At 47.8% G+C, this 25,082-nt stretch carries 23 protein-coding genes and 1 other RNA gene; 21 read left to right on the forward strand and 3 right to left on the reverse strand.

What is annotated here, in order from left to right:
- The first annotated feature begins 145 nt into the window (after positions 1 to 145).
- The 6 genes from hisS to ERX35_RS03270 all read left to right on the forward strand — a co-directional run bounded on the left by hisS (position 146) and on the right by ERX35_RS03270 (position 6,343).
- The gene (hisS, locus tag ERX35_RS03245; RefSeq protein WP_149458485.1) at positions 146 to 1,408 is read left to right on the forward strand and encodes a histidine--tRNA ligase; all 1,263 of its coding nucleotides are present in this window, start codon (positions 146 to 148) and stop codon (positions 1,406 to 1,408) included.
- The gene (gene aspS / locus ERX35_RS03250; RefSeq protein ID WP_149458486.1) at positions 1,408 to 3,183 is read left to right on the forward strand and encodes an aspartate--tRNA ligase; all 1,776 of its coding nucleotides are present in this window, start codon (positions 1,408 to 1,410) and stop codon (positions 3,181 to 3,183) included. The genes hisS and aspS overlap by 1 nt, the downstream gene beginning before the upstream one ends.
- A 42-nt stretch (positions 3,184 to 3,225) precedes the next feature.
- Positions 3,226 to 3,413: non-coding RNA, 6S RNA (gene ssrS / locus ERX35_RS03255), on the forward strand.
- A 95-nt stretch (positions 3,414 to 3,508) separates the two neighbouring features.
- The gene (locus ERX35_RS03260) at positions 3,509 to 4,279 is read left to right on the forward strand and encodes a tRNA threonylcarbamoyladenosine dehydratase (RefSeq protein ID WP_149458487.1); all 771 of its coding nucleotides are present in this window, start codon (positions 3,509 to 3,511) and stop codon (positions 4,277 to 4,279) included.
- 143 nt (positions 4,280 to 4,422) lie between these two features.
- Positions 4,423 to 5,352, forward strand: a complete 930-nt coding sequence (locus ERX35_RS03265) for an ABC transporter ATP-binding protein (RefSeq protein ID WP_149458488.1) — start codon at positions 4,423 to 4,425, stop codon at positions 5,350 to 5,352.
- A complete protein-coding gene (locus tag ERX35_RS03270; protein WP_149458489.1) occupies positions 5,345 to 6,343 on the forward strand; it encodes an ABC transporter permease in 999 nt (332 codons plus the stop codon). The genes ERX35_RS03265 and ERX35_RS03270 overlap by 8 nt, the downstream gene beginning before the upstream one ends.
- Positions 6,344 to 6,367: 24 nt before the next feature.
- On the opposite strand, the gene ERX35_RS03275 is transcribed toward ERX35_RS03270, so the two are convergent.
- Positions 6,368 to 7,636 carry a replication-associated recombination protein A gene (locus tag ERX35_RS03275; RefSeq protein WP_149458490.1) on the reverse strand — a complete coding sequence of 423 codons (1,269 nt, stop codon included), beginning with the start codon at positions 7,634 to 7,636 and terminating at the stop codon, positions 6,368 to 6,370.
- An 83-nt stretch (positions 7,637 to 7,719) separates the two neighbouring features.
- Here ERX35_RS03275 and cymR point away from each other — a divergent pair, with 83 nt between their 5' ends.
- Positions 7,720 to 8,139: a cysteine metabolism transcriptional regulator CymR gene (gene cymR / locus ERX35_RS03280; protein WP_149458491.1), complete on the forward strand. Its 420-nt coding sequence runs from the start codon at positions 7,720 to 7,722 to the stop codon at positions 8,137 to 8,139.
- Positions 8,140 to 8,165: 26 nt separating this feature from the next.
- Here the strand turns inward: cymR and ERX35_RS03285 are convergent, their stop codons facing one another.
- Both ERX35_RS03285 and ERX35_RS03290 read right to left on the reverse strand, forming a co-directional pair.
- Positions 8,166 to 9,161, reverse strand: a complete 996-nt coding sequence (locus ERX35_RS03285; RefSeq protein WP_149458492.1) for an LLM class flavin-dependent oxidoreductase — start codon at positions 9,159 to 9,161, stop codon at positions 8,166 to 8,168.
- A 238-nt stretch (positions 9,162 to 9,399) separates the two neighbouring features.
- Positions 9,400 to 10,320, reverse strand: coding sequence for a nuclease-related domain-containing protein (locus tag ERX35_RS03290; protein ID WP_149458493.1), 921 nt, complete (start codon positions 10,318 to 10,320; stop codon positions 9,400 to 9,402).
- A gap of 133 nt (positions 10,321 to 10,453) precedes the next feature.
- Between ERX35_RS03290 and ERX35_RS03295 the strand changes: the two genes are divergently transcribed.
- From ERX35_RS03295 to greA, 14 genes are all read left to right on the forward strand, one after another.
- Positions 10,454 to 11,608 (forward strand): cysteine desulfurase family protein, encoded by a 1,155-nt coding sequence (locus tag ERX35_RS03295; protein ID WP_149458494.1) that lies wholly within the window; start codon positions 10,454 to 10,456, stop codon positions 11,606 to 11,608.
- Positions 11,601 to 12,713 (forward strand): tRNA 2-thiouridine(34) synthase MnmA, encoded by a 1,113-nt coding sequence (mnmA, locus tag ERX35_RS03300; RefSeq protein WP_149458495.1) that lies wholly within the window; start codon positions 11,601 to 11,603, stop codon positions 12,711 to 12,713. The genes ERX35_RS03295 and mnmA overlap by 8 nt, the downstream gene beginning before the upstream one ends.
- 57 nt (positions 12,714 to 12,770) lie before the next feature.
- Positions 12,771 to 13,430 (forward strand): tetratricopeptide repeat protein, encoded by a 660-nt coding sequence (locus ERX35_RS03305; protein ID WP_149458496.1) that lies wholly within the window; start codon positions 12,771 to 12,773, stop codon positions 13,428 to 13,430.
- A 4-nt stretch (positions 13,431 to 13,434) separates the two neighbouring features.
- A complete protein-coding gene (recD2, locus tag ERX35_RS03310; protein WP_149458497.1) occupies positions 13,435 to 15,816 on the forward strand; it encodes an SF1B family DNA helicase RecD2 in 2,382 nt (793 codons plus the stop codon).
- A 233-nt stretch (positions 15,817 to 16,049) separates the two neighbouring features.
- On the forward strand, positions 16,050 to 18,677 hold the full coding sequence (gene alaS, locus ERX35_RS03315; RefSeq protein ID WP_149458498.1) for an alanine--tRNA ligase: 2,628 nt from the start codon (positions 16,050 to 16,052) through the stop codon (positions 18,675 to 18,677).
- 61 nt (positions 18,678 to 18,738) lie between these two features.
- Positions 18,739 to 19,008 carry an IreB family regulatory phosphoprotein gene (locus ERX35_RS03320; RefSeq protein WP_149458499.1) on the forward strand — a complete coding sequence of 90 codons (270 nt, stop codon included), beginning with the start codon at positions 18,739 to 18,741 and terminating at the stop codon, positions 19,006 to 19,008.
- Entirely contained in the window at positions 19,001 to 19,423 is a 423-nt protein-coding gene (ruvX, locus tag ERX35_RS03325; protein ID WP_149458500.1) for a Holliday junction resolvase RuvX, read from the forward strand. Before ERX35_RS03320 ends, ruvX begins: the two co-directional genes overlap by 8 nt.
- Before the next feature lie 11 nt (positions 19,424 to 19,434).
- Complete coding sequence (locus ERX35_RS03330) at positions 19,435 to 19,767, forward strand: DUF1292 domain-containing protein (protein WP_149458501.1); 333 nt, start codon at positions 19,435 to 19,437, stop codon at positions 19,765 to 19,767.
- Between the two features lie 17 nt (positions 19,768 to 19,784).
- Entirely contained in the window at positions 19,785 to 20,915 is a 1,131-nt protein-coding gene (gene mltG / locus ERX35_RS03335) for an endolytic transglycosylase MltG (protein WP_149458502.1), read from the forward strand.
- Positions 20,916 to 21,112: 197 nt separating this feature from the next.
- Positions 21,113 to 21,742 (forward strand): O-methyltransferase, encoded by a 630-nt coding sequence (locus ERX35_RS03340; RefSeq protein ID WP_149458842.1) that lies wholly within the window; start codon positions 21,113 to 21,115, stop codon positions 21,740 to 21,742.
- Between the two features lies 1 nt (position 21,743).
- Entirely contained in the window at positions 21,744 to 22,667 is a 924-nt protein-coding gene (locus tag ERX35_RS03345) for a peptidase U32 family protein (RefSeq protein WP_149458503.1), read from the forward strand.
- Positions 22,668 to 22,677: 10 nt separating this feature from the next.
- Positions 22,678 to 23,940, forward strand: a complete 1,263-nt coding sequence (locus tag ERX35_RS03350; RefSeq protein WP_149458504.1) for a peptidase U32 family protein — start codon at positions 22,678 to 22,680, stop codon at positions 23,938 to 23,940.
- Positions 23,937 to 24,557, forward strand: coding sequence for a uridine kinase (gene udk, locus ERX35_RS03355; protein ID WP_211359977.1), 621 nt, complete (start codon positions 23,937 to 23,939; stop codon positions 24,555 to 24,557). The genes ERX35_RS03350 and udk overlap by 4 nt, the downstream gene beginning before the upstream one ends.
- Positions 24,558 to 24,581: 24 nt before the next feature.
- Entirely contained in the window at positions 24,582 to 25,058 is a 477-nt protein-coding gene (gene greA, locus ERX35_RS03360; protein WP_149458506.1) for a transcription elongation factor GreA, read from the forward strand.
- Positions 25,059 to 25,082 lie beyond the last annotated feature (24 nt).

Here is a 25,082-nt window from a genome sequence, read left to right on the forward strand (position 1 = left end):
TATGAAAAGTAGAGCCGTCAGACAAACGATACTTGTCCTTAAGAGTGGATACTTCATGTATCAATTTGGGTGGCAACACGGTTATTTCGTCCCTTATACGCATCAGCGTATAAGGGGCTTTTTTATTTTAAAGGAGGTCAAGATAATGATCAGTATACCAAGAGGAACGCAGGATATTCTGCCGCAAGATACGCCGAAATGGCGCTACGTTGAAGCGAAGTTAAATGAAATCGCAGCGGCTTATAACTATAAAGAAATCAGAACACCAATGTTTGAAAGCACTGACCTGTTTGCAAGAGGGGTCGGCGACTCAACTGACATCGTCCAGAAAGAAATGTACACATTCAAGGATAAGAGCGACCGCAGTATGACGCTCCGGCCGGAAGGGACGGCAGCCGTCGTCCGCAGCTATATCGAGAACAAGATGCACGGCGACGCGAATCAGCCGATTAAACTTTACTACACGGGGCCGATGTTCCGCTATGAGCGTAAACAAAAAGGACGTTACCGTCAGTTTGTCCAGTTTGGTGTCGAAGCGATTGGTGCAGAAAATCCTGCCATCGACGCAGAAGTGCTGCACATGCTCTATCATATTTACAGCTCGTTCGGTCTGAAATCATTGAAGCTCGTCATCAATTCCATCGGTGACATCGACTCCCGTAAAGAGTATAAGGATGCGCTCGTCGAGCATTTCACGCCGTACATCGGCGCGTTCTGTCAGGACTGTCAGAACCGTCTGCACAAAAATCCGATGCGCATTCTTGACTGCAAGGTGGACAAAGATCAGCCGTCCGTGGCAAGTGCGCCGAAAATCACGGACTACTTGAATGATTACTCGAAGAACTATTACAATGAAGTGAAGAAATATCTGGACAGACTCGGCATTCCTTATATGGAAGATGCAAGCCTTGTCCGCGGACTGGATTATTATACGCATACAGCGTTTGAGATGATGAGTGAAGCGGAAGGGTTCGGTGCTATTACGACATTATGCGGCGGCGGCCGTTACAACGGGCTGCTTGAGATGCTGGACGGTCCGAGTGAGACAGGGATCGGTTTCGCACTCAGTATCGAACGTCTGCTGCTTGCACTGGAAGCAGAAGGCATTGAACTTGAGACAGATGAACGGCTGGACCTCTTTATCGTGACGATGCCTGAGACGATGAACGATGCGGTGAAGCTGATCGCTGACCTGCGGGTGCAGGGCGTCAGAGCAGATATGGATTACCTGGACCGCAAGATGAAGGCGCAGATGAAGCAGGCAGACCGGTTGAACGCAAAGTATACTTTCGTGCTCGGCGGCAATGAGCTCGAGACAGGCACAGTCAAATTAAAAGAAATGACATCAGGTGACGTCACGGATGTTAAACTGGAAGAAATCGCACTTTACTTGAAGGAGAGAGCATAATGGAGAAACGCACAACATACTGTGGCCTTGTCACAGAAGATTATATCGGCCGGGAAGTCATTTTGAAGGGATGGGTACAGAAACGCCGTGACCTCGGCGGCCTGATCTTCATCGATCTGCGTGACCGTGAAGGCATCGTACAGATTGTCTTTAACCCTGACTTCTCACAGGAGGCACTGGCAGTCGCTGAGACGCTACGTTCTGAATACGTCATTGAAGTGCGCGGTAAAGTGACGGCGCGCGATGCAGCAGTAGTGAATCCGAAGATCAAGACAGGTAAGGTTGAAGTGCAGATCGCTGAAGTGAATATCATCAATAAAGCACAGACACCGCCGTTCCAGATTGAATCTGAAGTGGATATCGCTGAAGACATCCGGCTGAAGTACCGCTATCTTGACCTGCGTCGTGAGCCGTTAGCACAGACATTCCGTATGCGCCATCAGATTACACGTGCTGTACGTAATTATCTGGACGAATCAGGATTTTACGAAGTAGAGACACCTGTCCTGACGAAGTCAACGCCTGAAGGTGCGCGTGACTACCTTGTGCCGTCACGTGTGCACGAAGGTGAATTCTACGCGCTGCCGCAGTCACCGCAGATTTTCAAGCAGCTCTTAATGATCGGCGGCTTTGATAAATATTATCAAATCGTCAAATGTTTCCGCGATGAAGATTTACGTGCTGACCGTCAGCCTGAATTCACACAGATCGACGTCGAGATGAGCTTCGTCGACCAGGAAGATGTCATAGCGATGAATGAAGGGATGATGGCCCGCATCATGAAAGATGTGAAAGGCATTGACGTCAAACTGCCGTTCCCGCGTATGACTTACGAGGAAGCGATGCGCGACTATGGGATCGATAAACCGGATACGCGTTTTGACATGAAGCTGAAGACATTGAATGAACTGGCTTCAAAAATGGACTTTAAAGTGTTCAAGGAAGCTGTTGAGAACGGCGGCGCGGTCAAAGCGCTTGTCGTTAAAGAGGCAGCGGACAAATACTCCCGCAAGGATATCGACGCGCTGCAGGACTTCGCTAAAATTTACGGCGCAAAAGGCCTTGCCTGGGTTAAAGTGACAGCAGAAGGACTGAACGGTCCGATCGCAAAATTCTTTGACGAAGCTATCACAACGGAATTGCTTGAAACGACTGCAGCGGAAGCCGGGGACCTCGTGTTATTCGTTGCAGATAAGCAGGACGTCGTCAATGCGTCACTTGCTAATCTGCGAAACAAACTCGGCAAGGAACTCGGCCTGATCGACGACAACCAGTTCAACTTCCTCTGGGTCACTGACTGGCCGCTCTTCGAATACGACGAAGAAGCAGGGCGTTATTTCGCGGCGCACCATCCATTTACCGCACCGAAGAAAGAACATGTCGATATGCTGTTAACGCATAAAGATAAAGTGCAGGCGAATGCCTACGATATCGTGCTGAACGGCTATGAACTCGGCGGCGGCTCCATCCGTATCCATGACCAGGAGATGCAGGCGAAGATGTTTGAAGCACTCGGCTTCACACAGAAAGAAGCAGAGGAACAGTTCGGCTTCCTGATGAACGCGTTTAAATACGGTGCGCCACCACATGGCGGTATCGCACTTGGACTTGACCGCATGGTGATGCTGCTGTCCGGCCGTACCAACTTAAGAGATGTCATCGCCTTCCCTAAAACGGCTTCAGCGACGTGTCTGCTGACTGACGCGCCGAGTCCGGTGGATTCAGCACAGCTTAGCGAGCTGAATCTGACGTTGAATATTAAAGAAGACAAATAAGTTGCATTATAGATTCAATGTGCTATTATATATTTACAAGATGAATATCTGAAGAGTTCGACATTTGTTTTTCTATTTTGACCTAACACTTTTGATTAGGGAGTCTAATAGGTTTTCATAGTGAGCACATGCCTATGTTATAGGACGTGCAAGGTAAGAAACAGGACACCCACCTGTATATAGCAGGCCAAAATAATCAACTTTAAGATGACGGCTCAGTCGGATGTTATCGGTACACAGGACTTCGGTCCTGTGTATTTTTTTTATGGATTACTATGAGTGTTGTGGTAGGATATAAGTATAAAATGTGAAAGTGTGTGAAAGAATGAAACATCAATTTTCCAGAAATGAACTCGCCTATGGAAAAGAAGGGCTTGACCTTCTGAACAATAAGACAGTCGCAGTGCTCGGTGTCGGCGGCGTCGGTTCCTTTGCGGCTGAAGCGCTGGCAAGAACGAATATCGGCCATATCATCCTGATTGATAAGGACGATGTGGATATCACGAATGTCAACCGGCAGCTGCATGCGCTGACGACGACAATCGGCCGGTCGAAAGTGACGCTGATGGAGGAGCGGATCAAGCTCATCAATCCGGAATGCAGGGTGACACCGATGCATATGTTCTATACAGAAGAGACGTATGAAGAGCTGTTCAGCCATCACATCGATTATATCGTCGATGCTTCTGATACGATCGTCTATAAGATTCATCTGATGAAGGAATGTCTGGAACGCGGCATTAAAATCATCTCCAGTATGGGTGCTGCGAACAAGACAGACCCGACACGCTTCAAGATAAAAGACATCTCAAAGACGCATACTGACCCGATGGCGAAAGTCATCCGTACGCGTCTGAAAAAAGAAGGCATTAAAAAAGGGATACCTGTCGTCTTTTCTGACGAAAGCCCGATTGTCATCCGGGACGATGTGAAAGGCTATGTCGGTAACCCGGATGCGTCTATTCGAAAAGCCCAGATGCCGCCGTCATCCAATGCCTTTGTGCCGAGTGTCGTCGGTCTGATCTGCGCAAGTTTTGTCATCAACGACATTTTGAAAGATATACCGGTGCGGCGCGTCAAAGATAAAGGCCAGTGATAAGCAGGCTGATATACAGCTGAAAGAGACTGAGAAGTCTCTTTTTTTTACCTTAAAGTTACCTTAAATTTTATTGTTTTCCATTTATTATCTTATCTTGTGCGTTATGATAAGAGGGAACGAATGATAATAGGAGGAGAATTATGGAAGACATTCTTTATAGTCTTGAAGTGAACGATTTAAGGAAGACAATCGGTAAACGCCAGATTATCAACGGCCTCTCTTTTCAGGTGAGAAAAGGCGAAGTCTTCGGTTTTCTTGGGCCGAACGGTGCAGGGAAGACGACAACGATCCGGATGATTGTCGGTTTGACGACACCGACCGGCGGCACTATTTCTGTGCTTGGAATGAACCTGGCAACGGAGCGGGCAGAGGCCATGAAGAAAATGGGTGCTATCGTCGAGAATCCGGAGCTTTATCCGTTTCTGTCAGGGCTTGATAACTTGAAGCAGTATGCACGCATGCAGCAGGGCATCACGACTGAAGACATCAGGCGGGTAGTCAAACTGGTCGGTCTTGAACACCGCATCAAAGATAAGGTGAAGAAATATTCACTCGGTATGCGTCAGCGGCTCGGACTCGCCCAGGCACTGCTGCACCGGCCGGAACTACTGATTTTAGATGAACCGACCAACGGCCTTGATCCGGCGGGCATCCGTGAAATCAGGAATTACATCAGACGTCTCGCTGAAGAAGAAGGGATGTCAGTCATTGTCTCCAGTCATCTGCTCGCAGAGATGGAGCTCATGTGCGACCGGTTCGGCATTATAAAAGACGGTCAGATGATCCGTATTGAAGACGTGCAGACTATAGACACAGCTAATGATAGGGTAGTTCACCAGTTCGACCTGCATCCTGTTGACCAGGCAGTGAAATATTTGAATGACCGGCAGCTGGATTTTGACGTCCAGGATAAATTGATTACGATGACGTGTCGACCGAGCGAAGTACCTGGCCTGATCCGGGAGCTGGTGAAGCGTGACATTGATATATACAGCGTCACAAAATCAAAACAGTCGCTGGAAGACCGTTTCCTTGAACTGACGGCTGAAGGAGGGACTGACATTGCTTAAACTGATACAGAATGAATGGATCAAATACTTCAACCGGCCGGGTACGTATATTATGCTCATTATGATCATGCTGCTGTTTGTGCTGCTGACTGTCTTGAATATGTCATTCGGCTCGGGCATCAATCACACAAAGGAATATAGTAAGGATCACTGGAAGACAGAAGTGCAGACAGATATCAAGAAGATGTCTCAAGACCTTGAACGGCTGCATGCTCAAGACGATAAAGATTTTAAGCAGCAGGATTATTCAAAAATGTACAGCCTCGAGCAGGAGATTCCACGGCTGCAGTACTACTTGAAACACGACGTCAGACCGCCTGCAATTAATAACGTCTTTGATAATCTTCTCGGTACGACTAATATGATCAACTTTGTCATTATCATGGTGACGGTCATCACTAGCAGTCTGATGAGCCGTGAGCATCAGCAGGGGACGATTAAACTGCTGCTGATCCGTCCGGCATCACGACTGAAGATTTTCTTCGCTAAATGGCTGACGGCTGTACTGATTTCAGTGGCCTTCACATTGTTCACATTTATTATATCCGGTCTAGTGGGTATTGTAACGGGCAAGATAAATCCAACGACAAAACATGCGGTACTCGATACGGCTAAGGGCAAGTATCACATGGAAGATTTCTGGCCGTATTTTACGCAGCTTCTGCTGAACGATTTGATCTATGTCATTATTTTCGCAACGATTGCTTATGTGTTATCAGTACTGTTCAAAAATACTGCCGTATCGCTCGGCCTGACCATCGGCCTGCTGTTTTTCAGCGGACTGATCACTAACTTTATAGCAGACAAGACAGATCTTGTGAAGTTCATCTGGCCGGCGAACTGGTCGATGAATCAATATATAGGATTTATGGGCGCACCGCCGATTGACAGTATGTCTTATAGCTTCAGCTTTGTCTATAACATCATCGCGCTCGCTCTGCTGCTTGGCATCGGCCTATGGGTCTTTACTAAGCGTGACGTAGCGGACTAAAAAAGAAGTGGCAGCTTTGAGCTGTCACTTCTTTTTCTGTCGGCTGATGTTATCATAAATCTGCTTGAACTGGGCCTCAGATTTACTCGTCTCTTTCGGCTGATAGTAACGGGCGTCCTTCAGCTGATCCGGCAAGTACTGCTGGCTGATATAGCCGCCCGGAAACTGATGCGGGTACTGGTAGCCGGTGCCATTACCAAGTGTTTTCGCACCCTGATAATGACTGTCCTTTAAATGGGCTGGAATGTCACCGGTCCGGCCCTTGTTAATATCTGCAAGGGCGCTGTCAATAGACGTCACAGCAGAGTTGGATTTTGGACTCAGACAGAGTTCGATGACCGCCTGGGACAATGGAATGCGTGCTTCCGGGAAGCCGAGCCGTTCTGCCGCTTCAATAGCAGCGAGTGTCCGCGAGGCAGCCTGAGGTGAGGCAAGGCCGATGTCTTCAAAACTGATGACTAAGAGCCGCCTCGCAATGGTCGGCAGGTCGCCGCCGTTAATCAGCCGCGCCAGGTAGTGGAGTGCCGCATCAACATCGCTGCCGCGTATGGACTTCTGGAAGGCGCTCATAATGTCATAGTGCATATCACCGTCTTTATCAAAGTTGAAGGATGTTTTCTGCAGGCAGTCTTCAGCGTCCTGCCGAGTAATAGTGATGGTACCATCTTTGTCAGGCGTTGATAATATGGCTAGTTCCAGAGCATTCAGGCTCGCACGGACGTCGCCGCCTGCTGCCATGATGAAATGGTCCATCGCCTGGCCCTCTACTACCACTGCCTGATTGCCGAAGCCGTTCTTCTTGTCTGTCAGTGCCCGCTGAAGCGCCTGCTTTATATCTGCTTCTGTCAGCGGCTGCAGCTCGAAAATCTGTGTTCTTGAGCGGATGGCCGGGTTGATGGCGTGATAAGGGTTAGAAGTTGTCGCACCGATCAGTATAATGCGGCCGTTCTCAAGATGGGGCAGCAGAAAGTCCTGCTTCGCCTTATCCAGCCGGTGAATCTCATCAAGCAGCAGTATCACCTGCCCTGACATCTTCGCCTCCTCCGCCACGAGCTGCATGTCCTTCTTGGTGTCAGTGACGGCGTTCAGCTGTCTGAATTTAGCAGCGGTCGAGCCGGCAATGGCACGGGCAATGCTTGTCTTGCCTGTGCCCGGCGGACCGTAGAGAATCATCGAGGACAACCGTCCGGCATCCACCATTCTTCTGATGATTCCCCCAGGACCGACGAGGTGCTGCTGACCGATGACATCATCGATGGATGTCGGTCGCATTCTATAGGCTAATGGTTCCATAATTGTCCTCCTTTTTTATTAAAGTTTACCTTATCTTTCTGTCAAATGTGATAAAATTGATTTAACAAAAAGGAGTCGTCTGTATGAAAATATCAACTAAAGGCCGCTACGGTCTCACATTAATGATCAGCTTAGCCAAACGTTATGGACAGGGGCCTGTCTCTTTGAAGTCAATCGCTGAAGAAAATGGACTGAGCGATCTCTATCTCGAGCAGCTTGTAGGTCCGCTGAGAAACGCCGGGCTCATCCGAAGCATCCGCGGTGCAAAGGGCGGGTATCAGCTCATGAAAGCGCCCGGTGATATTACCGCAGGAGATATCATCCGTCTGCTTGAAGGTCCAATCACACCTGTAGAAGGCATAGAAGATGAACCGGCTGCCCAGAAGCAGCTCTGGATCAAAATCCGTGATGCCGTGAAGCAGGTACTCGATGAAACCACACTTGAAGATCTGATGAACTACAAAGAAGAAGATATTATTGAAGGTTACATGTTCTATATTTAATAAGCGGCTCCTAGGAGCCGCTTATTTTATGAGGTGACTTCTTTCAGAATTTCATAGCTGCGGCGCTGTTTTGCGAGGTCGTATATATAGGACACCGCAATGATTTCGTCAGCATGGTACTGTTCCTGGAAATCTGCAAGCTGTTTCGCGATTGTTTCTTTGGAGCCGATCAGCGACGCTTTAGTGCGGGACGTAGCCATCAGTCGCTCCTGAGGACTCCAGATGGCATCTAAGTCATGAGTCGGCGGCTGGAGCGGCTGTCTTGAATTTCTGACGATGCTCAGGAACATCATATGTGTGCTCGTTGCGAGAAACTCAGCTTCTTCGTCAGTTTCAGCAGCAATGACATTCATGCCGACCATGACATAGGGCTTAGCCAGATACTCAGAAGGTGTGAAGAGATTTCTGTAGATAGCAATCGCTTCTTTCATCTGCTCCGGTGCGAAGTGAGCAGCGAAGACATAAGGAAGTCCGAGACGTGCTGCAAGGTGGGCAGAATCAGTGGATGAACCAAGAATGTATAGCGGCACATTAGTGTCCACACCCGGATATGCTTTTACATAGCCCTGCTTATGTTCGGGACCGAAATAGTCAAGAAGCGCCTTGACATCATCAGGAAAAGTATAGACAGCTTCATGCTGATTTCTTCTGAGGGCGCTTGCGGTCATCATATCAGTGCCCGGTGCCCGGCCGAGCCCTAAGTTCAGACGGTTCGGATAGATTGTCTCAAGCGTGCCGAACTGTTCAGCAACTATTAACGGCGTATGGTTCGGCAGCATGATGCCACCTGCGCCCACTTGAATACGAGACGTGTGCGCGAGCACGTGATTGATTAGAACGACTGTCGCTGAACTCGCTAAGTTCGGCGTATTATGATGTTCTGCAATCCAGAACCGGTTATAGCCGAGCGCTTCGACCGTCTGCGCCAGCTTGACAACATTCTGGATGGCCTGACGATTCGTTTCTCCTTGTCTTAATATAGCAAGGTCCAGTACAGCTACTGGAATCTTTGTATTGTTCATTGATAAGCCCTCTTTCTCCTGGTTATATAGGACAGTTTAGCATTCAGGGAATAGCAGAGAAATGAATATGCCTGACGACTGGATTAACTGCTGGATTGTTCCCCGACGAATATAGTGGCCAGAATATTCGCAAGAAGCTTGCCAAACGAATATAGCGGCCAGAATATTCGCAAGAAGCCCGCCAAACGAATATAACGGCAGGAATATTCGCAAGAGGCCCGCCAAACGAACACACCCGTTAATTATTACTTAACAGGTGCTCCTTAATCATGGTGTCAATCGTCTCCGGTAGTCGATAAGTGGTGCGATTGATTTTGATGAGCCGCTGCGCCTCTATATAGCTCCTGATATAAAGCTGGAGTGTCCTGACTGTAAAGTAGTCACCGAAAAATTCCGCGAGACAGCGGATGCTGAATTCATGGACGTTATGCACTGAACAGTAATAAATCATATTAGTGTAGATGACTTCACTTATTGAAAAAGTAGTCCGGCAGTCGATACATTTCATCTGCTGCTTTCTGCCGTTCAGACTTAAACAATAACAGGACGGACAGTTGAAGCCGTTTTTGAGCTGACCCGCAGCACGATGATGATAGAATGGATTGGTTTTCAGTTGGTCTGTAAGAAAAACTTCGTGTAGCTGAGGGAATAGCTCGTCGCTGACTTGTAACTCATTGGCTATTCTTGCCAGTTTAGTCATTTTGATGATTGCATCGTCAGGCTGCAGTCCGAAAATATGGCTGTCACCTGTCCAGACGATATAACCATGAACCTGCAAGTAAATCTTTCGTCGTTGAAGCCAATGAGCGAGTATGCTTTTAGCCCGCTCCAGCTGGTTCAATGGATTACTGACTTCCCGTCCGTTTTGAAAATACCATTTTCCGGAACGGACCTCATAATCGTGACGGTGGTTTTTTACCTCTAATATAATGACGCGCTGGCGGGTAATGATGACATGATCCAGCTGGATATAGTTCTGGTCATGCTCGAGCAGTATATTGCTCGTGAACCACCGGCCGTCAAGCACCTTCTGCAGCACTTCTCCAACGAGCCGTTCCCCGTTCCAGCCGTTCCTTTCCTTGTCAAGCAGCTTCCTGTCGTCATCATCTAATACGCCTCTCTTACTCATTACTTCTAAGTTGATCATTGTCCTCGTCACTCGAACACCTCCTACTTTATAATCGGTAAAAATCGCGAAATGATTGATTACAAATTGTAAAGTTCCAGTAACTAGCTATTTACATGAATCGGTGCTATTATAGAGTATTGAAAAAACGGAAAGGATGTTCAAGATGCAAGTGTATGCAGATTATTCAGCGACAACACCTGTTGCTCCGCGGGTGATTGAAGAGATGATGACCGTTTATCATACGGCTTACGGCAATCCGTCATCTATTCATAAGATCGGGCGGGAGGCACGGCAGATTATCGATCAGTCTCGTCGTCAAATTGCGGGCGTGCTCAATGCACGGCCTAAAGAAATTCTGTTTACGAGCGGTGCTACAGAATCCAATAATACAGCGATTAAAGGCGCAGCTTATAAAAATCAGCATCTTGGACGCCATCTCATTACCACTCAGGTTGAACATCACTCTGTGCTGCATGTCTTCGAATACTTGGAGAAGCAGGGGTTTGAGGTCACTTATCTGCCGGTGGACAGATACGGGGTCGTCCAGCTGACGGATTTCAAGGCGGCACTGAGACCGGATACAATCCTGGTCTCCATAATGTTCGGCAATAATGAAGTCGGTGCGATCCAGCCGGTGGATGACATCGGTGAGCTGCTTGACGGTCATCAAGCACTGTTCCATGTTGATGCTGTGCAGACGGCCGGTCATCTGCCGATTGATGTTAAAGAACTGAAAGTGGATATGCTCAGCTTGACGGCGCATAAGTTTTACGGCCCTAAAGGCGTCGGACTGCTTTACATCAAACAGGGAACAGCTATCGAGTATTCACAGCTCGGCGGCTCCCAGGAGACGAAGCGCCGTGCAGGAACAGAGAACGTGCCGCTCATCAAAGGAATGGCAGTCGCTCTGACTGAGGCAGCTGACCAGCTCGATCATCATAACATCAGACTGACACAGCTGAAGGAGTATTTCCTTCATAGTCTGCAGCAGCGAACCGTCCCCTTTGAAATGAACGGCGACAAAAATATGCAGCTTGCTCACATCATGAACCTTTATTTTCCGTTCAGCGATGTGGAGCTCATGCTGACGCTGCTTGATATGGCAGGTGTCTACGTGTCAAGCGGCTCAGCATGTACAGCAGGATCCATCGAACCGTCACATGTGCTCACTGCGATGTTCGGTGAGGACCCGCGTACGAAGCAGTCCATACGGTTCAGCTTCGGCCATGAGATGACAGAAGAACAATTGGACTATATGGCAGACCAGCTGCTTAAAATATATGAAATGACTAAAGAAAGAAGCGGATATAATGGATAACCATCATACAAAAGTCGTCGTCGGGATGTCCGGCGGCGTGGATAGTTCAGTCACGGCGCTGCTCCTGAAAGAGCAGGGGTATGACGTGATCGGCATCTTTATGAAGAACTGGGACGACACAGACGAGAATGGTGTCTGTACAGCGACCGAAGATTATGAGGATGTCATCGCCGTGTGCAACCAGCTCGGCATCCCATACTATGCGATGAACTTCGAGCAGGAGTACTGGGATAAAGTATTCACTTATTTCCTTGATGAATATAAGAAAGGCCGTACACCGAACCCTGACGTGATGTGCAACAAAGAGATTAAATTCAAGGCATTTCTTGACCATGCGCTGCAACTTGGTGCGGACTATGTCGCGACTGGTCACTATGCACAGGTCAGACGTCATGAAGACGGCACTGTCGAAATGCTGCGCGGTAATGACAGCAACAAAGACCAGACTTATTTCCTGAACCAGCTGACACAGGAGCAGCTGCAGCATGTGATGTTCCCGCTCGGCCATCTGGAGAAGCCGGAAGTGCGCCGCATCGCGGAAGAGCACAATCTCGCGACAGCGAAGAAGAAAGACTCGACCGGTATCTGCTTTATCGGCGAACGGAACTTCAAGGAATTCCTGAGCCAGTATTTACCGGCGACAAACGGCCGTATGACTACGCTTGAAGGTAAAGACATGGGAGAACACGCCGGTCTCATGTACTATACAATCGGTCAGCGTCACGGGCTTGGCATCGGCGGTGATGGTGAGCCATGGTTTGTTGTCGGTAAAAATCTGCAGGACAATGTACTATACGTTGAGCAGGGATTCCACCATGACACGCTGTACAGCGATTACTTGATCGCCTCTGACTTCAGCTTTGTCAACGCGGTGGATTTCTCGTCACCGCTTGAATGCACAGCGAAGTTCAGATACCGCCAGCAGGACACGAAAGTCACTGTCGACAAAATATCTGATACTCAGCTGAAAGTGACCTTTGCAGAACCAGTCCGTGCTATCACACCGGGCCAGGCAGTCGTCTTCTATCAAAATGAAGTCTGTCTCGGCGGCGCAACGATTGACGATGTTTATAAGCATGCCCATCAACTGACATATGTCGTCTGAGAAGACATATGTCTTCTTTTTTATAGTCTGATATAATAGGGATAACAGGAGGCTACTATGAACGAACAGTATTTAATTGAACTGATTCAGCAGAAAAAATATGAGCAGGCACTGGCCATGCTCTTTAAGGCGATAGAAGAAAATCCGGATGAACCGAACCATTACATCAATGCCGGGACCATCCTCGCAGATGCCGGCAAAGTGGAAGAAGCGGAACGCTTTTTCCGGAAGGCTCTGACACTTGATGCAGAGCACAGCGGTGCTTACTACGGCCTCGCGAACATTTACTTTAACTATGAACGCTATACCGATGCGGTCCCACTTTATCAGAAAGCGCTGGCGGTCAATAACGGAGACGCTGATATCCATTATATGCTCGGTATGAGCTTCATTAATTCAGGCGATTTTCAGTCGGCGCTGCCTTACATGATGCGCAGCTATGAATTGAAGCCTGCTGATGATGAAGTAGCTTTTCAGTATGGGCTGCTGCTCTGTCAGCTGTCCATGTACGAAGAAGCAGTGAGCGTGCTTGACGCGCTGCTCGCTGGACAGCCGGAGCATACCGATGCTTTATATAACATCGCGCTTGCCCGCTATATGACTGATGACGATGCAGCGCGTGCACTCGAGACATTTCACAGAGTGACTGCGATTCAGCCCGATCATCTGCTGGCGGGGCATGCCATCACGATGTTTGAGCAGTTGAAGGAGGAATAACCGCGTGGAGAATATGTCTTTATTTGATCAGCCGTTCGTCAAAGGGACGATCACCCGGATTCTGTTTCAGAACGCCGACAACTTTTATACTGTCTTGAAAGCGGAAGTGATTGATTCAAATGAAGACTTTGAAGAAGAAGTCACAGTGACGGGTTATTTCCCGCAGATCGCTGAAGGTGATACCTATACTTTCACCGGGCGGACAGTGACGCATCCTAAATACGGAAAACAGCTGACTGCGGACAAGTTTGAAAAAGAGATGCCGCAGACAAAAGACGGTGTCATCCATTATTTATCAAGTGATCTGTTCAAAGGAATCGGCAAGAAAATCGCGCGCCAGATTGTCGACATTCTCGGCGAGGATGCACTGAACATCATCATGGATGACCGGTCATCACTGGACCGGGTGCCGAAGCTGTCACCTGAGAAGAAAGATATGATCTATCAGACTATCAGTGAAAACCAGGCGATTGAAAAGACGATGATCAAGCTGAATGACTGGGGCTTCGGTCCGCAGCTCGCCATGAAGATCTATCAGTTTTACAAGGAAGACACTATCCGGGTCATCAAAGAATCGCCTTACAGGCTGGTCATGGATATTCAGGGGATCGGTTTCAACAAAGCAGATGAACTGGCCCATCGTCTCGGTATTGCAGGCAGTCATCCCGAACGACTGAAGGCTGCACTCGTCTATTCGATGGAGCAGGCATGTCTGCAGAACGGACACACTTATATCCCTGAAGATATGCTGCTTGAGACATCTTACCACCTGCTGACGAAGACAGGGGAAACAGTGGACACCGGGCTGCTCGTCCATAAACTGCTGGAACTGACGGAAGAGAAAGTGCTTGTTAAAGAGCAGGACCGCATTTATCTGCCGAGTCTGTTCTATTCTGAGATGAAGACCGTGCAGACGCTCCACCGGCTGATGAACCATCAGGATAACATCAAGCAGTTTGAACAGTCGGAAGTGCTGCTGATGATCGGGGAGCTTGAAGATCTCTTTGAAGTGAGCTATGCCAGGAAGCAGCGCGAGGCCCTGCAGATAGCCATGAACAGCAAGATGATGCTTCTATCAGGCGGACCCGGCACAGGTAAGACCACAGTGATCCGCGGAATCGTCAACTTGTATGCGGAGCTCCACGGCCTCAGCCTGGACTATAAGGACTATGAGCAGTCTGATTTTCCGATTGCAGTTGCGGCGCCTACCGGCCGGGCTTCCAAGCGGCTGTCTGAATCAACCGGGCTAGAAGCGACGACCATTCACCGGCTGATCGGCTGGACGCGTGAAAGCAAGCCGGACGACATTCTTGAAAATGAGATCACTGCTAAGCTCGTCATTATCGATGAGATGTCGATGGTGGATACATGGCTGATGTTCCAGTTGATGCGTGCCGTGCCGAATGACTGTCAGCTGATCTTTGTCGGTGACCAGGACCAGCTGCCGTCAGTCGGACCGGGCCAGGTATTCAGAGATATGATCGAATCAAAGATCATGCCGCAGGTCGAGCTGGAAGAAGTGTACCGGCAGCAGGAAGGGTCCTCTATCATTGAGCTTGCCCATCAGATTAAGCGTAATCAGCCGTTCGATATCGCTGCGCGCTATAATGACCGGTCATTTATACCTTGTTCGACCGAGCAGATCCCGGCGGTCATCAATCAAGTGGTCACCCGCGCTGTGGATAAAGGCTATGATAAGCGGGATATCCAGGTGCTGGCACCGATATACAAAGGGAAAGCCGGCATCAAGTTTCTGAATCAGGAGCTGCAGGACATACTGAATCCGAAGGCTGATGATAAGCGGGAACTGCCGTTCGGCGATGTCGTCTACCGCAAAAATGACAAAGTGCTGCAGCTGGTCAACCGGCCCGAGGACAACGTGTTCAACGGTGATATCGGTGAAGTGGTCGGTATTTTCATGGCGGCGGAGAACGCGCTGAATAAAGACGTCGTCATCGTCGATTATGACGGGAACGAAGTCACTTATACGAAGCAGGACTTGACTGAACTGACGCACGCCTACTGCTGTTCCATACATAAGTCCCAAGGGTCTGAGTTTCCGATCGTCATCATGCCAGTCGTGCGTGCCTATTACCGCATGCTGCAGAAAAACATACTATACACCGGGCTGACCCGTGCGAAGCAGTCCCTCATTATCTGCGGGGAGCGGCAGGCATTCGATGAAGGAATCGCGAGAACCGGACTTGAACGAATGACTTCCTTCAGCACGGTGCTGCAGGAATATTTCAAGCCGGATGAAGCGCTGGACACGGTGCCGGCTGCGATTCCGGTCGGAGAACTGACAGAGGACAATATGCATTTAATTGCACCGATGATCAATATGGACGGGATTTCACCGTATGATTATCAAACAGTTGACGAATAGCATGAATGTCCATATAATTTAATTATTCAGTGAATGATGAGTAAACTGCTTTGTTGTCTAAAGAGACGTACCGGCCGGTGAAAGGTGCGCAGCAATCAGTTGAAGGCTGCATTCATGGTGTAAATTAATAATTCTTTGAGTGATGACGTCAGTCATAACTAGGGTGGTACCGCGAACACGTTCGTCCCTTTCTGGGGCGGACGTTTATTTTATTTTAAGGGAGAGATTATTTAATGAAACGTTTAACTGCTGCTGAAATCAGACAGATGTATCTGGATTTCTTTGTTGAAAAAGGCCATATGATTGAGCCGTCTGCACCGCTTGTACCGATTGATGATGATACGCTGCTATGGATCAATTCAGGTGTTGCGACACTGAAGAAATATTTTGACGGGCGGGTCATTCCGAACAACCCGAGAATCGTCAATGCCCAGAAATCCATCCGGACTAATGACATTGAGAACGTGGGCTTTACGGCGCGTCACCATACGTTCTTTGAGATGCTCGGGAACTTCTCCATCGGTGATTATTTCAAGAAGGAAGCTGTACAGTTCGCATGGGAATTTTTGACGAGTGAACGCTGGCTGGCGATAGATCCTGCTAAGCTCTATGTGACGATCCACCCTGAAGATACAGAGGCTTATGAGCTGTGGGTGAATGAGATCGGTCTGACTGATGACCGTATTACACGTATCGAAGGCAACTTCTGGGATATCGGTGAAGGTCCGTCTGGTCCGAACACTGAGATTTTCTATGACCGTGGTGAGGATTACGGTCAGGACAATCCGATAGAGGAGATGTATCCGGGCGGTGAGAATGAGCGCTACCTTGAAGTATGGAACTTAGTGTTCTCTGAGTTCAACCATAATCCTGACCATACCTATTCACCGCTGCCGAAGCAGAACATCGATACAGGGATGGGTCTTGAACGGATGGCGAGCGTTTCTCAGAACGTGCGTACAAACTTCGATACAGATTTATTCCAGCCGATCATCAAGCAGACAGAGCAGATTTCCGGCAGAACATACGGCGTGTCAAAGGCAACAGATGTCGCGTTCAAAGTGATCGCTGACCATATCCGCACAGTGGCTTTTGCAATCGGTGACGGTGCACTGCCGTCAAATGAAGGACGGGGTTACGTGCTGCGCCGCCTGCTGCGCCGCGCGGTCAGATTTGCACAGCAGCTGGATATCAACCAGCCTTTCATGTATGAGCTTGTTGATATTGTCGCAGACATTATGAAGCCGTACTATCCAGATGTGGACGCGCAGAAAGATTTCATCAAGCGGGTCATCAAGTCAGAAGAAGACAGATTCCACGAGACACTGGAAGAAGGGCTTGTTCACTTCAACCGTCTGAAAGACGCAGCGCTCAGCGGTTCACGACAACTGGACGGGGCAGATGTATTCAAGCTTTACGATACATTCGGGTTCCCGGTTGAACTGACCGAGGAACTGGCGGAAGAGAACGGACTGAAGATTGACCGTGCAGGCTTTGACGCGGCGATGGAGCAACAGCGTACGCGTGCCAGAGAATCACGTCAGAAGACACAGAGTATGCAGGTGCAGAGTGAGACGCTTGCGAACATCACGACGCCGAGCCGCTTTGTCGGTTATGACACGCTGACACATACGACTGAGATTGAACATATTATTGCAGCCGGCAGTGACGTCAAGGAAGTGGAAGGTGAAGAAACGATTCAGTTTATTCTGCGTGAGACACCGTTCTACGCGGTGAGCGGCGGTCAAATAGCCGACAGAGGAACAGTCAGCCATGATGACTTTGAGATCGAAGTGACGGAAGTGACGAAAGCACCAAACGGTCAGAATCTGCATACCGGGACCGTCAAGTTCGGCCGTGTCCATGTCGGCTCGACGGTGAAAGCCGCGGTCAACAGAGACTTCAGAAATGATGTCATTAAAAACCATAGCGCGACGCACTTAATGCATGCAGCGCTAAAACAGGTGCTGGGCACACATGTCAATCAGGCAGGGTCTCTCGTTACGCCTGAACGTCTGCGCTTTGACTTCTCACACTTCGGTCCTGTGACACGCGATGAACTGGATAAAGTTGAGGCGATCGTCAACGAGAAAATATGGGCGAATATTAAAGTTGTGATAGAAGAGATGCCGATTGATGAGGCGAAAGCCAAAGGTGCGATGGCACTGTTCGGGGAGAAATACGGCGATGTCGTCCGTGTCGTCGAGATGAGCGAGTTCTCGATTGAACTGTGCGGGGGCGTCCATGTGAGAAATACCGCTGAAATCGGTCTGTTTAAAATCGTCTCTGAATCAGGCACCGGTGCGGGAGTGCGCCGTATTGAAGCGGTGACAGGTAAAGGAGCTTATGCATTCCTGACGCAGTATGAGACAGCGGTCAATGAACTGATGACGACGCTTAAAGCACGGGACCTTGAACAGTTCGAGACGAAAGTGTCAGAACTTGTGCAGTCAGAGAAACAGCTCGTGAAGCAGGTCGGTGAACTGCAGAAAGAATTATCCGCACTGAAAGTCGGCGACATTAAAGAGCGCGTAGAACACATCAACGGCATTGACGCATTAATTATGGAAGTAGAAGCAGAAGATGCCAAAGCACTGCGTGAACTGATGGATGACTATAAATCAAAGCTGCCTGATACAGTTATTTTCCTCGCTGCAGCTAATGACAAGCTGAGCTACATGGCAACTGCTGCCAAGTCACTCACTGACCGCGTGAAAGCGGGCGACTTGATCAAAGGAGTGGCGGCAGTGACAGATGGTAAAGGTGGCGGCCGTCCGGATTCCGCTCAAGGCGGCGCTAATGACCCTGCTAAAATAACAGCTGCATTACAATTTGTTAAAGAGCATATTTCTTCACTATAAATTACATGCAGTTTATAGTATGATACAAAGTGAAGCAATGTCAGTAAAAGGGGTGTAAACAGTGGAAAATTTCGATAAAACAATGAAGTTTGACTTTGATGAACTGCCGAAAGAAGAAGTTCGTACAGTCCTGCTCAATGTGTACAACACGCTCGAAGAGAGAGGCTACAGTCCGATCAGTCAAATTGTAGGCTATCTGCTGTCCGGGGATCCTGCCTATATTCCAAGACACAATGAGGCGCGTAATCAAATCAGAAGACTGGACCGCGATGATATAATGGAACAGCTCGTATCAAGCTATATCCTGGCTGAAAAGGAAGCTGATGAATAAGGCGATAGGTCTTGACGTCGGCACGAAGACGATCGGTGTAGCGCTGAGTGACGCCATGGGATGGACTGCTCAAGGACTCGAAACACTCCGTATCAATGAGCAGGAAGGTTACCTCGGACTCGACCGGCTGCAGGAGATCATTGACGAGCATCATGTCAATGTCGCTGTCATCGGTCTACCGAAAAACATGAACAACACTGTAGGTCCGCGAGGGGAAGCGTCCATTCATTTCAGCGAAGTGCTGAAAGCAGCTTGTCCGCATCTTGAGATTGTAATGTGGGATGAACGGCTTTCAACCGTCGCTGCAGAGCGTTCTCTGCTTGAAGCAGATGTATCCCGCAAGAAACGCAAGGCAGTAATCGATAAGATGGCAGCAGTTTTTATTTTACAAGGGTATTTAAATTCTAAATCATAAGGAGAATGACTATGACAGAACATAACCATAACCACGAAAACGAAGAAGTGAACGGTACTTTAGATATCAACAACGAAGAGGAATTACTGACATTATATGATGAAGACAATAACGAAGTACTTTATCGTAAAGTTCTCGAGTTCTATAATCCTGAGTTCGATAAGAATTATGTCATCCTTGCTGAAGAAGGCGCATCTGATGAAGATGAAATCGAATTGATTCCAATGATCAATGTTCCTAACGAGACAGGCGACGGCGGAAAATTCCTTCCGGTCGAAACAGACGAAGAGTGGGATATGATTGAAGAAATCGTCAACACTGAAATTGACGAGGAAAATTTCTAGGGGTTTAAGGTGACTTTATGAGCAACCGTAATAAAGAGATAAGAGACGCAAAATCAGCGTCGAGAACCTTGTCAGCAGTGATCATCGGTCTGCTGCTGCTCGGTCTTATCATCGCAGGAAGCGCAGCGTTTTTTTACTTTTCTGCCAGCCAGAAGCCGCTGGATCCGAACAACAAGAAAACGACGAAGGTTGAAGTGCTGCCGGGCGAGACAGCGACGATGATCGGTGAGAAGCTGGAAAAGAAAAACATCATTAAAAGCAGTGATATGTTCAAGTATTACTTGAAGTTCAACAATATTTCAAACTTCCAGGCGGGCAGCTATGAACTGTCTCCATCGATGACATTCAAGCAGATATCGAAAAGTCTCCAGGAAGGTAAAGTCTATCAGCCGATAGTCTTCAAGATGAACATCCCGGAAGGCATCACAATTGATGAGATTGCTGCGATTGTCGCGAAGAATACATCGATTAAGGCCGGGGATTTCATGAAGGAAGTCAACAGCAGGGATTTCGTCAAGAAAATGCAGAAAAAGCATCCGAAGCTGATTTCAAATGACGTCTTTGCGCCTAATATTAAGCGGCCGCTGGAAGGCTACTTGTATCCGGCGACGTATGAATTCACAAAAAAGAATCCATCGACTGAAGAAATTGTCGATAAAATGCTGACGGCAACACAGGACAATGCGTTCCCACTGTGGAATAAGTACGGTGGTATCGTCATCAATGAAGGCGGCACTGAAAAACATTTGACGTTCCATGAGTTTCTGACATTCAGTTCACTAGTTGAGCGTGAGGCGACGGGACTGACTGACCGCGCGAAAATCGCATCAGTATTTATTAACCGGATGGAACAAAACCCGCCGATGCCGCTGCAGACTGATCCGACCGTGCTCTATGCACTCGGCCGTCATAAAGAAGTGACTTATGAAGCAGACTTAAAAGTAAATTCTCCGTATAACACGTATATCAATACAGGACTTCCGCCGGGACCAATCGCGACAAGCGGTACAGCGTCGATGGAAAGTGTACTGAATCCTGCGCATACGGATTACTTGTACTTCCTTGCTGATTCATCGGGCAAGAACTACTTCTCAAAAACGCTGGAAGAGCATAACAAGTTAAAAGCTGAGCACATCGATAACCAGTGACCAGTGGAGTGCTCTGAAGGACTCGAACAAAAAGCAGCCGGTGCCAATTCCGCTGCTTTTTGTCATGGATGGAGTGCGCAGGAGTAAGAAGTTAAAAATAACACTTAATTTTTACGCTGAAATATGATACAATATTTTGAATGAATTTGAATTCTACCAGCCGGCCGGTTGGTAGTTTTTCCGTTAAAGGAATGGTAGTGTTGGACAACAGAACATATATTACTCAGTTAAATAAAATGAATGAAATAGATGACTTACGTGTCTATGCAGCAGCGCATCAAGTGCCGATAATGGATAAAGTCGCTCTTGAGATGGTGAAGCAGCTGATCCGTATACACGGTGCCCGCTCCATTCTTGAAATCGGTACAGCGATCGGCTACAGTGCGCTGCAGTTTGCTTCTGTGGCTGCTGAAGTGACAGTTACAACGATTGAAAGAAACGAAGATATGTATGAGCAGGCTGTGAAAAATGTCGCGGCTTTTAACTGCACAGACCGCATCCGCCTCGTCTATAAAGACGCCGCAGAGGCATTATGTGACGTTGATGACAGACAGTATGATATATTGTTTATCGATGCGGCTAAAGCCCAGTCAAAGAAATTTTTTGAGCTGTACAGCCCGCTGGTCAGAAAAGGCGGACTGATCATTACAGACAATATTCTGTACCACGATTTTGTCGGCAACATTGAAATCGTCAGAAGCCGGAACGTTAAGCAGATGGTGAGGAAAATCGAACAGTACAACGACTGGTTGACAGAGCAGACAGGCTATACGACGAATTTTATAGATCTCGGAGATGGTATGAGCATCTCGGTAAAGGAGTTTTAATATGACAGAGTTATTAGTAACACCTAAGTCACTGACGCACCTTGAGCCATTGATTGAAGCCGGAGCAGATGCCTTTGTCATCGGTGAGGAAAAATTCGGCTTGAGATTAGCCGGTGAATTCAAGGAAGCAGAGCTGCTTGCTGCAGTTAATATGATTCACGCAGCCGGCAAGAAAGCGTATGTCGCAGTGAACGGCCTGTTCCATAATGAGCATCTTGATGATGTCGAAGCATACATCAACTGGCTGCATGAAATAAAAGTAGACCGCATTATCTTCGGTGACCCGGCAGTAGTCATGTACGTCAAGGAGCAGGAACATCCAATTCCTCTGCACTGGAATCAGGAGACTGTGGTCACCAATCATTTCCAATGTAACTACTGGGGCGCGCGCGGCGCAGTTCGAGCAGTGCTTGCCCGTGAGCTGAGCATGGAAGAAGTCGTCGAGATTAAAGAACACGCTGACGTTGAGATTGAAGTGCAGGTCCACGGGATGACCTGTATGTTCCAGTCAAAACGTCAGCTGCTCGGCAACTACTTCCTGTATCAGGAAAAGGCGATGAAGATAGAGAACCGTCATGACGCCCGCAACATGCTGCTGTACGATGAAGAACGTAATAATAAGTATCCGATCTATGAGGATTATAACGGTACTCATATTATGAGCCCGAATGATATTTGTGTGATTGAAGAGCTAGAAGAATTATTTGAAGCAGGCATTGACAGCTTTAAAATTGACGGCGTCCTTCATTCAGAAGATTATATTACTGAAGTCACTCGACAATATAGAAAAGCCATCGACTTATACGAAGAAGATCCAGACCTTTATGATGAAGAGAAATTTGAGCTGCTGGTAGTCATCGAAGATATCCAGCCTGAATATCGTCCGCTGGATCAAGGCTTTCTGTACAAACAAACTGTTTATTAAGGATGATAATATGAAAGCAGAAATGGAATTAACTCGACCAAAAACATTATTGAAGAAGCCTGAACTGCTCGCGCCGGCGGGTAACCTTGAGAAACTGAAAATCGCCGTGCATTACGGGGCAGATGCTGTCTTCCTCGGTGGACAGGAATATGGTCTACGTTCAAACGCGGACAACTTCACGCTGGAAGAAATTAAAGAAGGTGCCGCCTTCGCAGCGAAATACGGGGCGAAAGTTTATGTGACGACCAATATCTTTGCCCATGACGAAAATATTCCGGGTCTGGAAGATTACCTGCGCGGCCTGGAAGCAGCAAATGCGACAGGGATTATTGTGGCTGACCCGTTAATCATTGAGACTTGTAAACGTGTGGCACCGAAGCTTGAGATTCATTTGAGCACGCAGCAGTCACTGTCGAACTGGAAAGCTGTAGAATACTGGAAGAACGAAGGACTTGAACGTGTCGTTCTTGCCCGCGAGACGAGTGCCGATGAAATTGAACTGATGAAAGAAAAAGTCGACATTGAAATCGAGGCATTTGTCCACGGTGCAATGTGTATTGCCTATTCCGGACGCTGTACGTTAAGCAATCATATGACTGCCCGCGACTCAAACCGCGGCGGCTGCTGTCAGAGCTGCCGCTGGGACTATGACTTGCTGACGGTTGATAACGATGACATTGATGTCGTCTATGAAGGTGATAATGTGACACCTTTCGCGATGAGTCCGAAAGACTTGAAGCTGATTGAAGCTATTCCGCGTATGATTGACATCGGCGTTGATTCATTGAAGATTGAAGGGCGTATGAAGTCCATCCATTATATTGCGACAGTCGTGTCAGTATACCGTAAAGTCATCGATGCCTACTGTGCAGATCCAGAGAACTTCAAGATTGACCCTGCGTGGCTGATTGAACTGGATAAGTGTGCAAACCGCGATACAGCGCCTGCGTTCTTTGAAGGGGTGCCGGGATTTGAGGAGCAGATGTTCGGTCATCAGCAGTCCAAAAAAACACCTTTTGATTTCTGTGGTTTAGTGTTAGACTATGATGAAACTACACAGATAGCGACTGTTCAGCAGCGCAATAATTTCAAGCCGGGTATGGAAATTGAATTCTTCGGACCAGAGATTCGCAATTTCAAGCAAGTGATTGACAAGATTTATGATGAAGAAGGAAACGAGCTTGATGCAGCAAGACACCCGCTGCAAATTGTGCAGTTCAAAACAGCGCATCCTGTCTTTAAAAATAATATGATGCGGAAGGAAATTGGCTGATGAAAACAACGATCATCGGAATCGCAGGTGGTTCAGGGTCTGGTAAGACTTCTGTCACCTCTCAGATCATGAAGAATCTGGAAGGATTCAGTGTTGCTCTGATCGAGCAGGACTATTATTATAAGGATCAGTCCCACTTAAGTTTTGAAGAGCGGCTGAAAACTAACTATGACCACCCCTTTGCTTTTGACAATGATTTGCTGTATCAGAATTTAATCGATTTAAGGGACGGCAAAACGGTCCATGTACCGACGTATGACTATACAATCCATACTAGAAGCGAGAAAACGATTACATTTGAACCAAAAGATGTTATTATAGTAGAGGGAATTTTCGCACTCGAGAATGAAAAATTACGTGATTTGATGGATGTTAAAATATACGTCGATACGGACGCTGACCTGAGGATTCTGCGACGCCTTGTCAGAGATATTGAAGAGCGTGACCGGACGATGGAATCGGTGGTCGATCAATATTTGACCGTCGTCAGACCGATGCATAATCAGTTCATTGAACCGACGAAGAGATATGCAGATATCATCATTCCAGAGGGCGGCAGCAATACCGTCGCCATTGATATTATGACGACAAAAATACAATCATTAGTTAGAAATTAACAGACCGAGAAAAGAGGAAGAACGATGGAAATCCAAAAAGAATATCCGATGACTCAGGAAGGCTATAACAAACTGGAGGAAGAATTAGAGTACTTAAAGACAGTCAAACGTCCTGAAGTCGTTGAAAAAATTAAAGTGGCGCGCAGCTTCGGAGATTTATCTGAGAACTCCGAGTACGATGCAGCTAAGGACGAACAAGGTTTCGTCGAACAGGAAATCACTAAAATTGAAATGATGCTGCGTCATGCTAACATCATTTCAGACAATGGCTCAAAATCAGAAGTGCAGCTTGGCCGTACAGTGAAATTCGTGGAAGTTCCGGACGGGGACGAAGAAACTTATATGATCGTCGGCTCAGCTGAAGCAGATCCATTTGAAGGGAAAATCTCAAATGAATCACCGATCGCTAAATCACTGCTTGGTAAACAAGTGAATGATGAGATCAATGTGCCGCTGCCGAATGGTAATGAAATGCGCGTAAAAATCGTAGAAATCAGCTGATCATATTAATCCGTGACACCTTGG

This window comes from Macrococcus equipercicus (genome assembly GCF_004359525.2).
GTDB classification, from domain to species: domain Bacteria; phylum Bacillota; class Bacilli; order Staphylococcales; family Staphylococcaceae; genus Macrococcus; species Macrococcus equipercicus.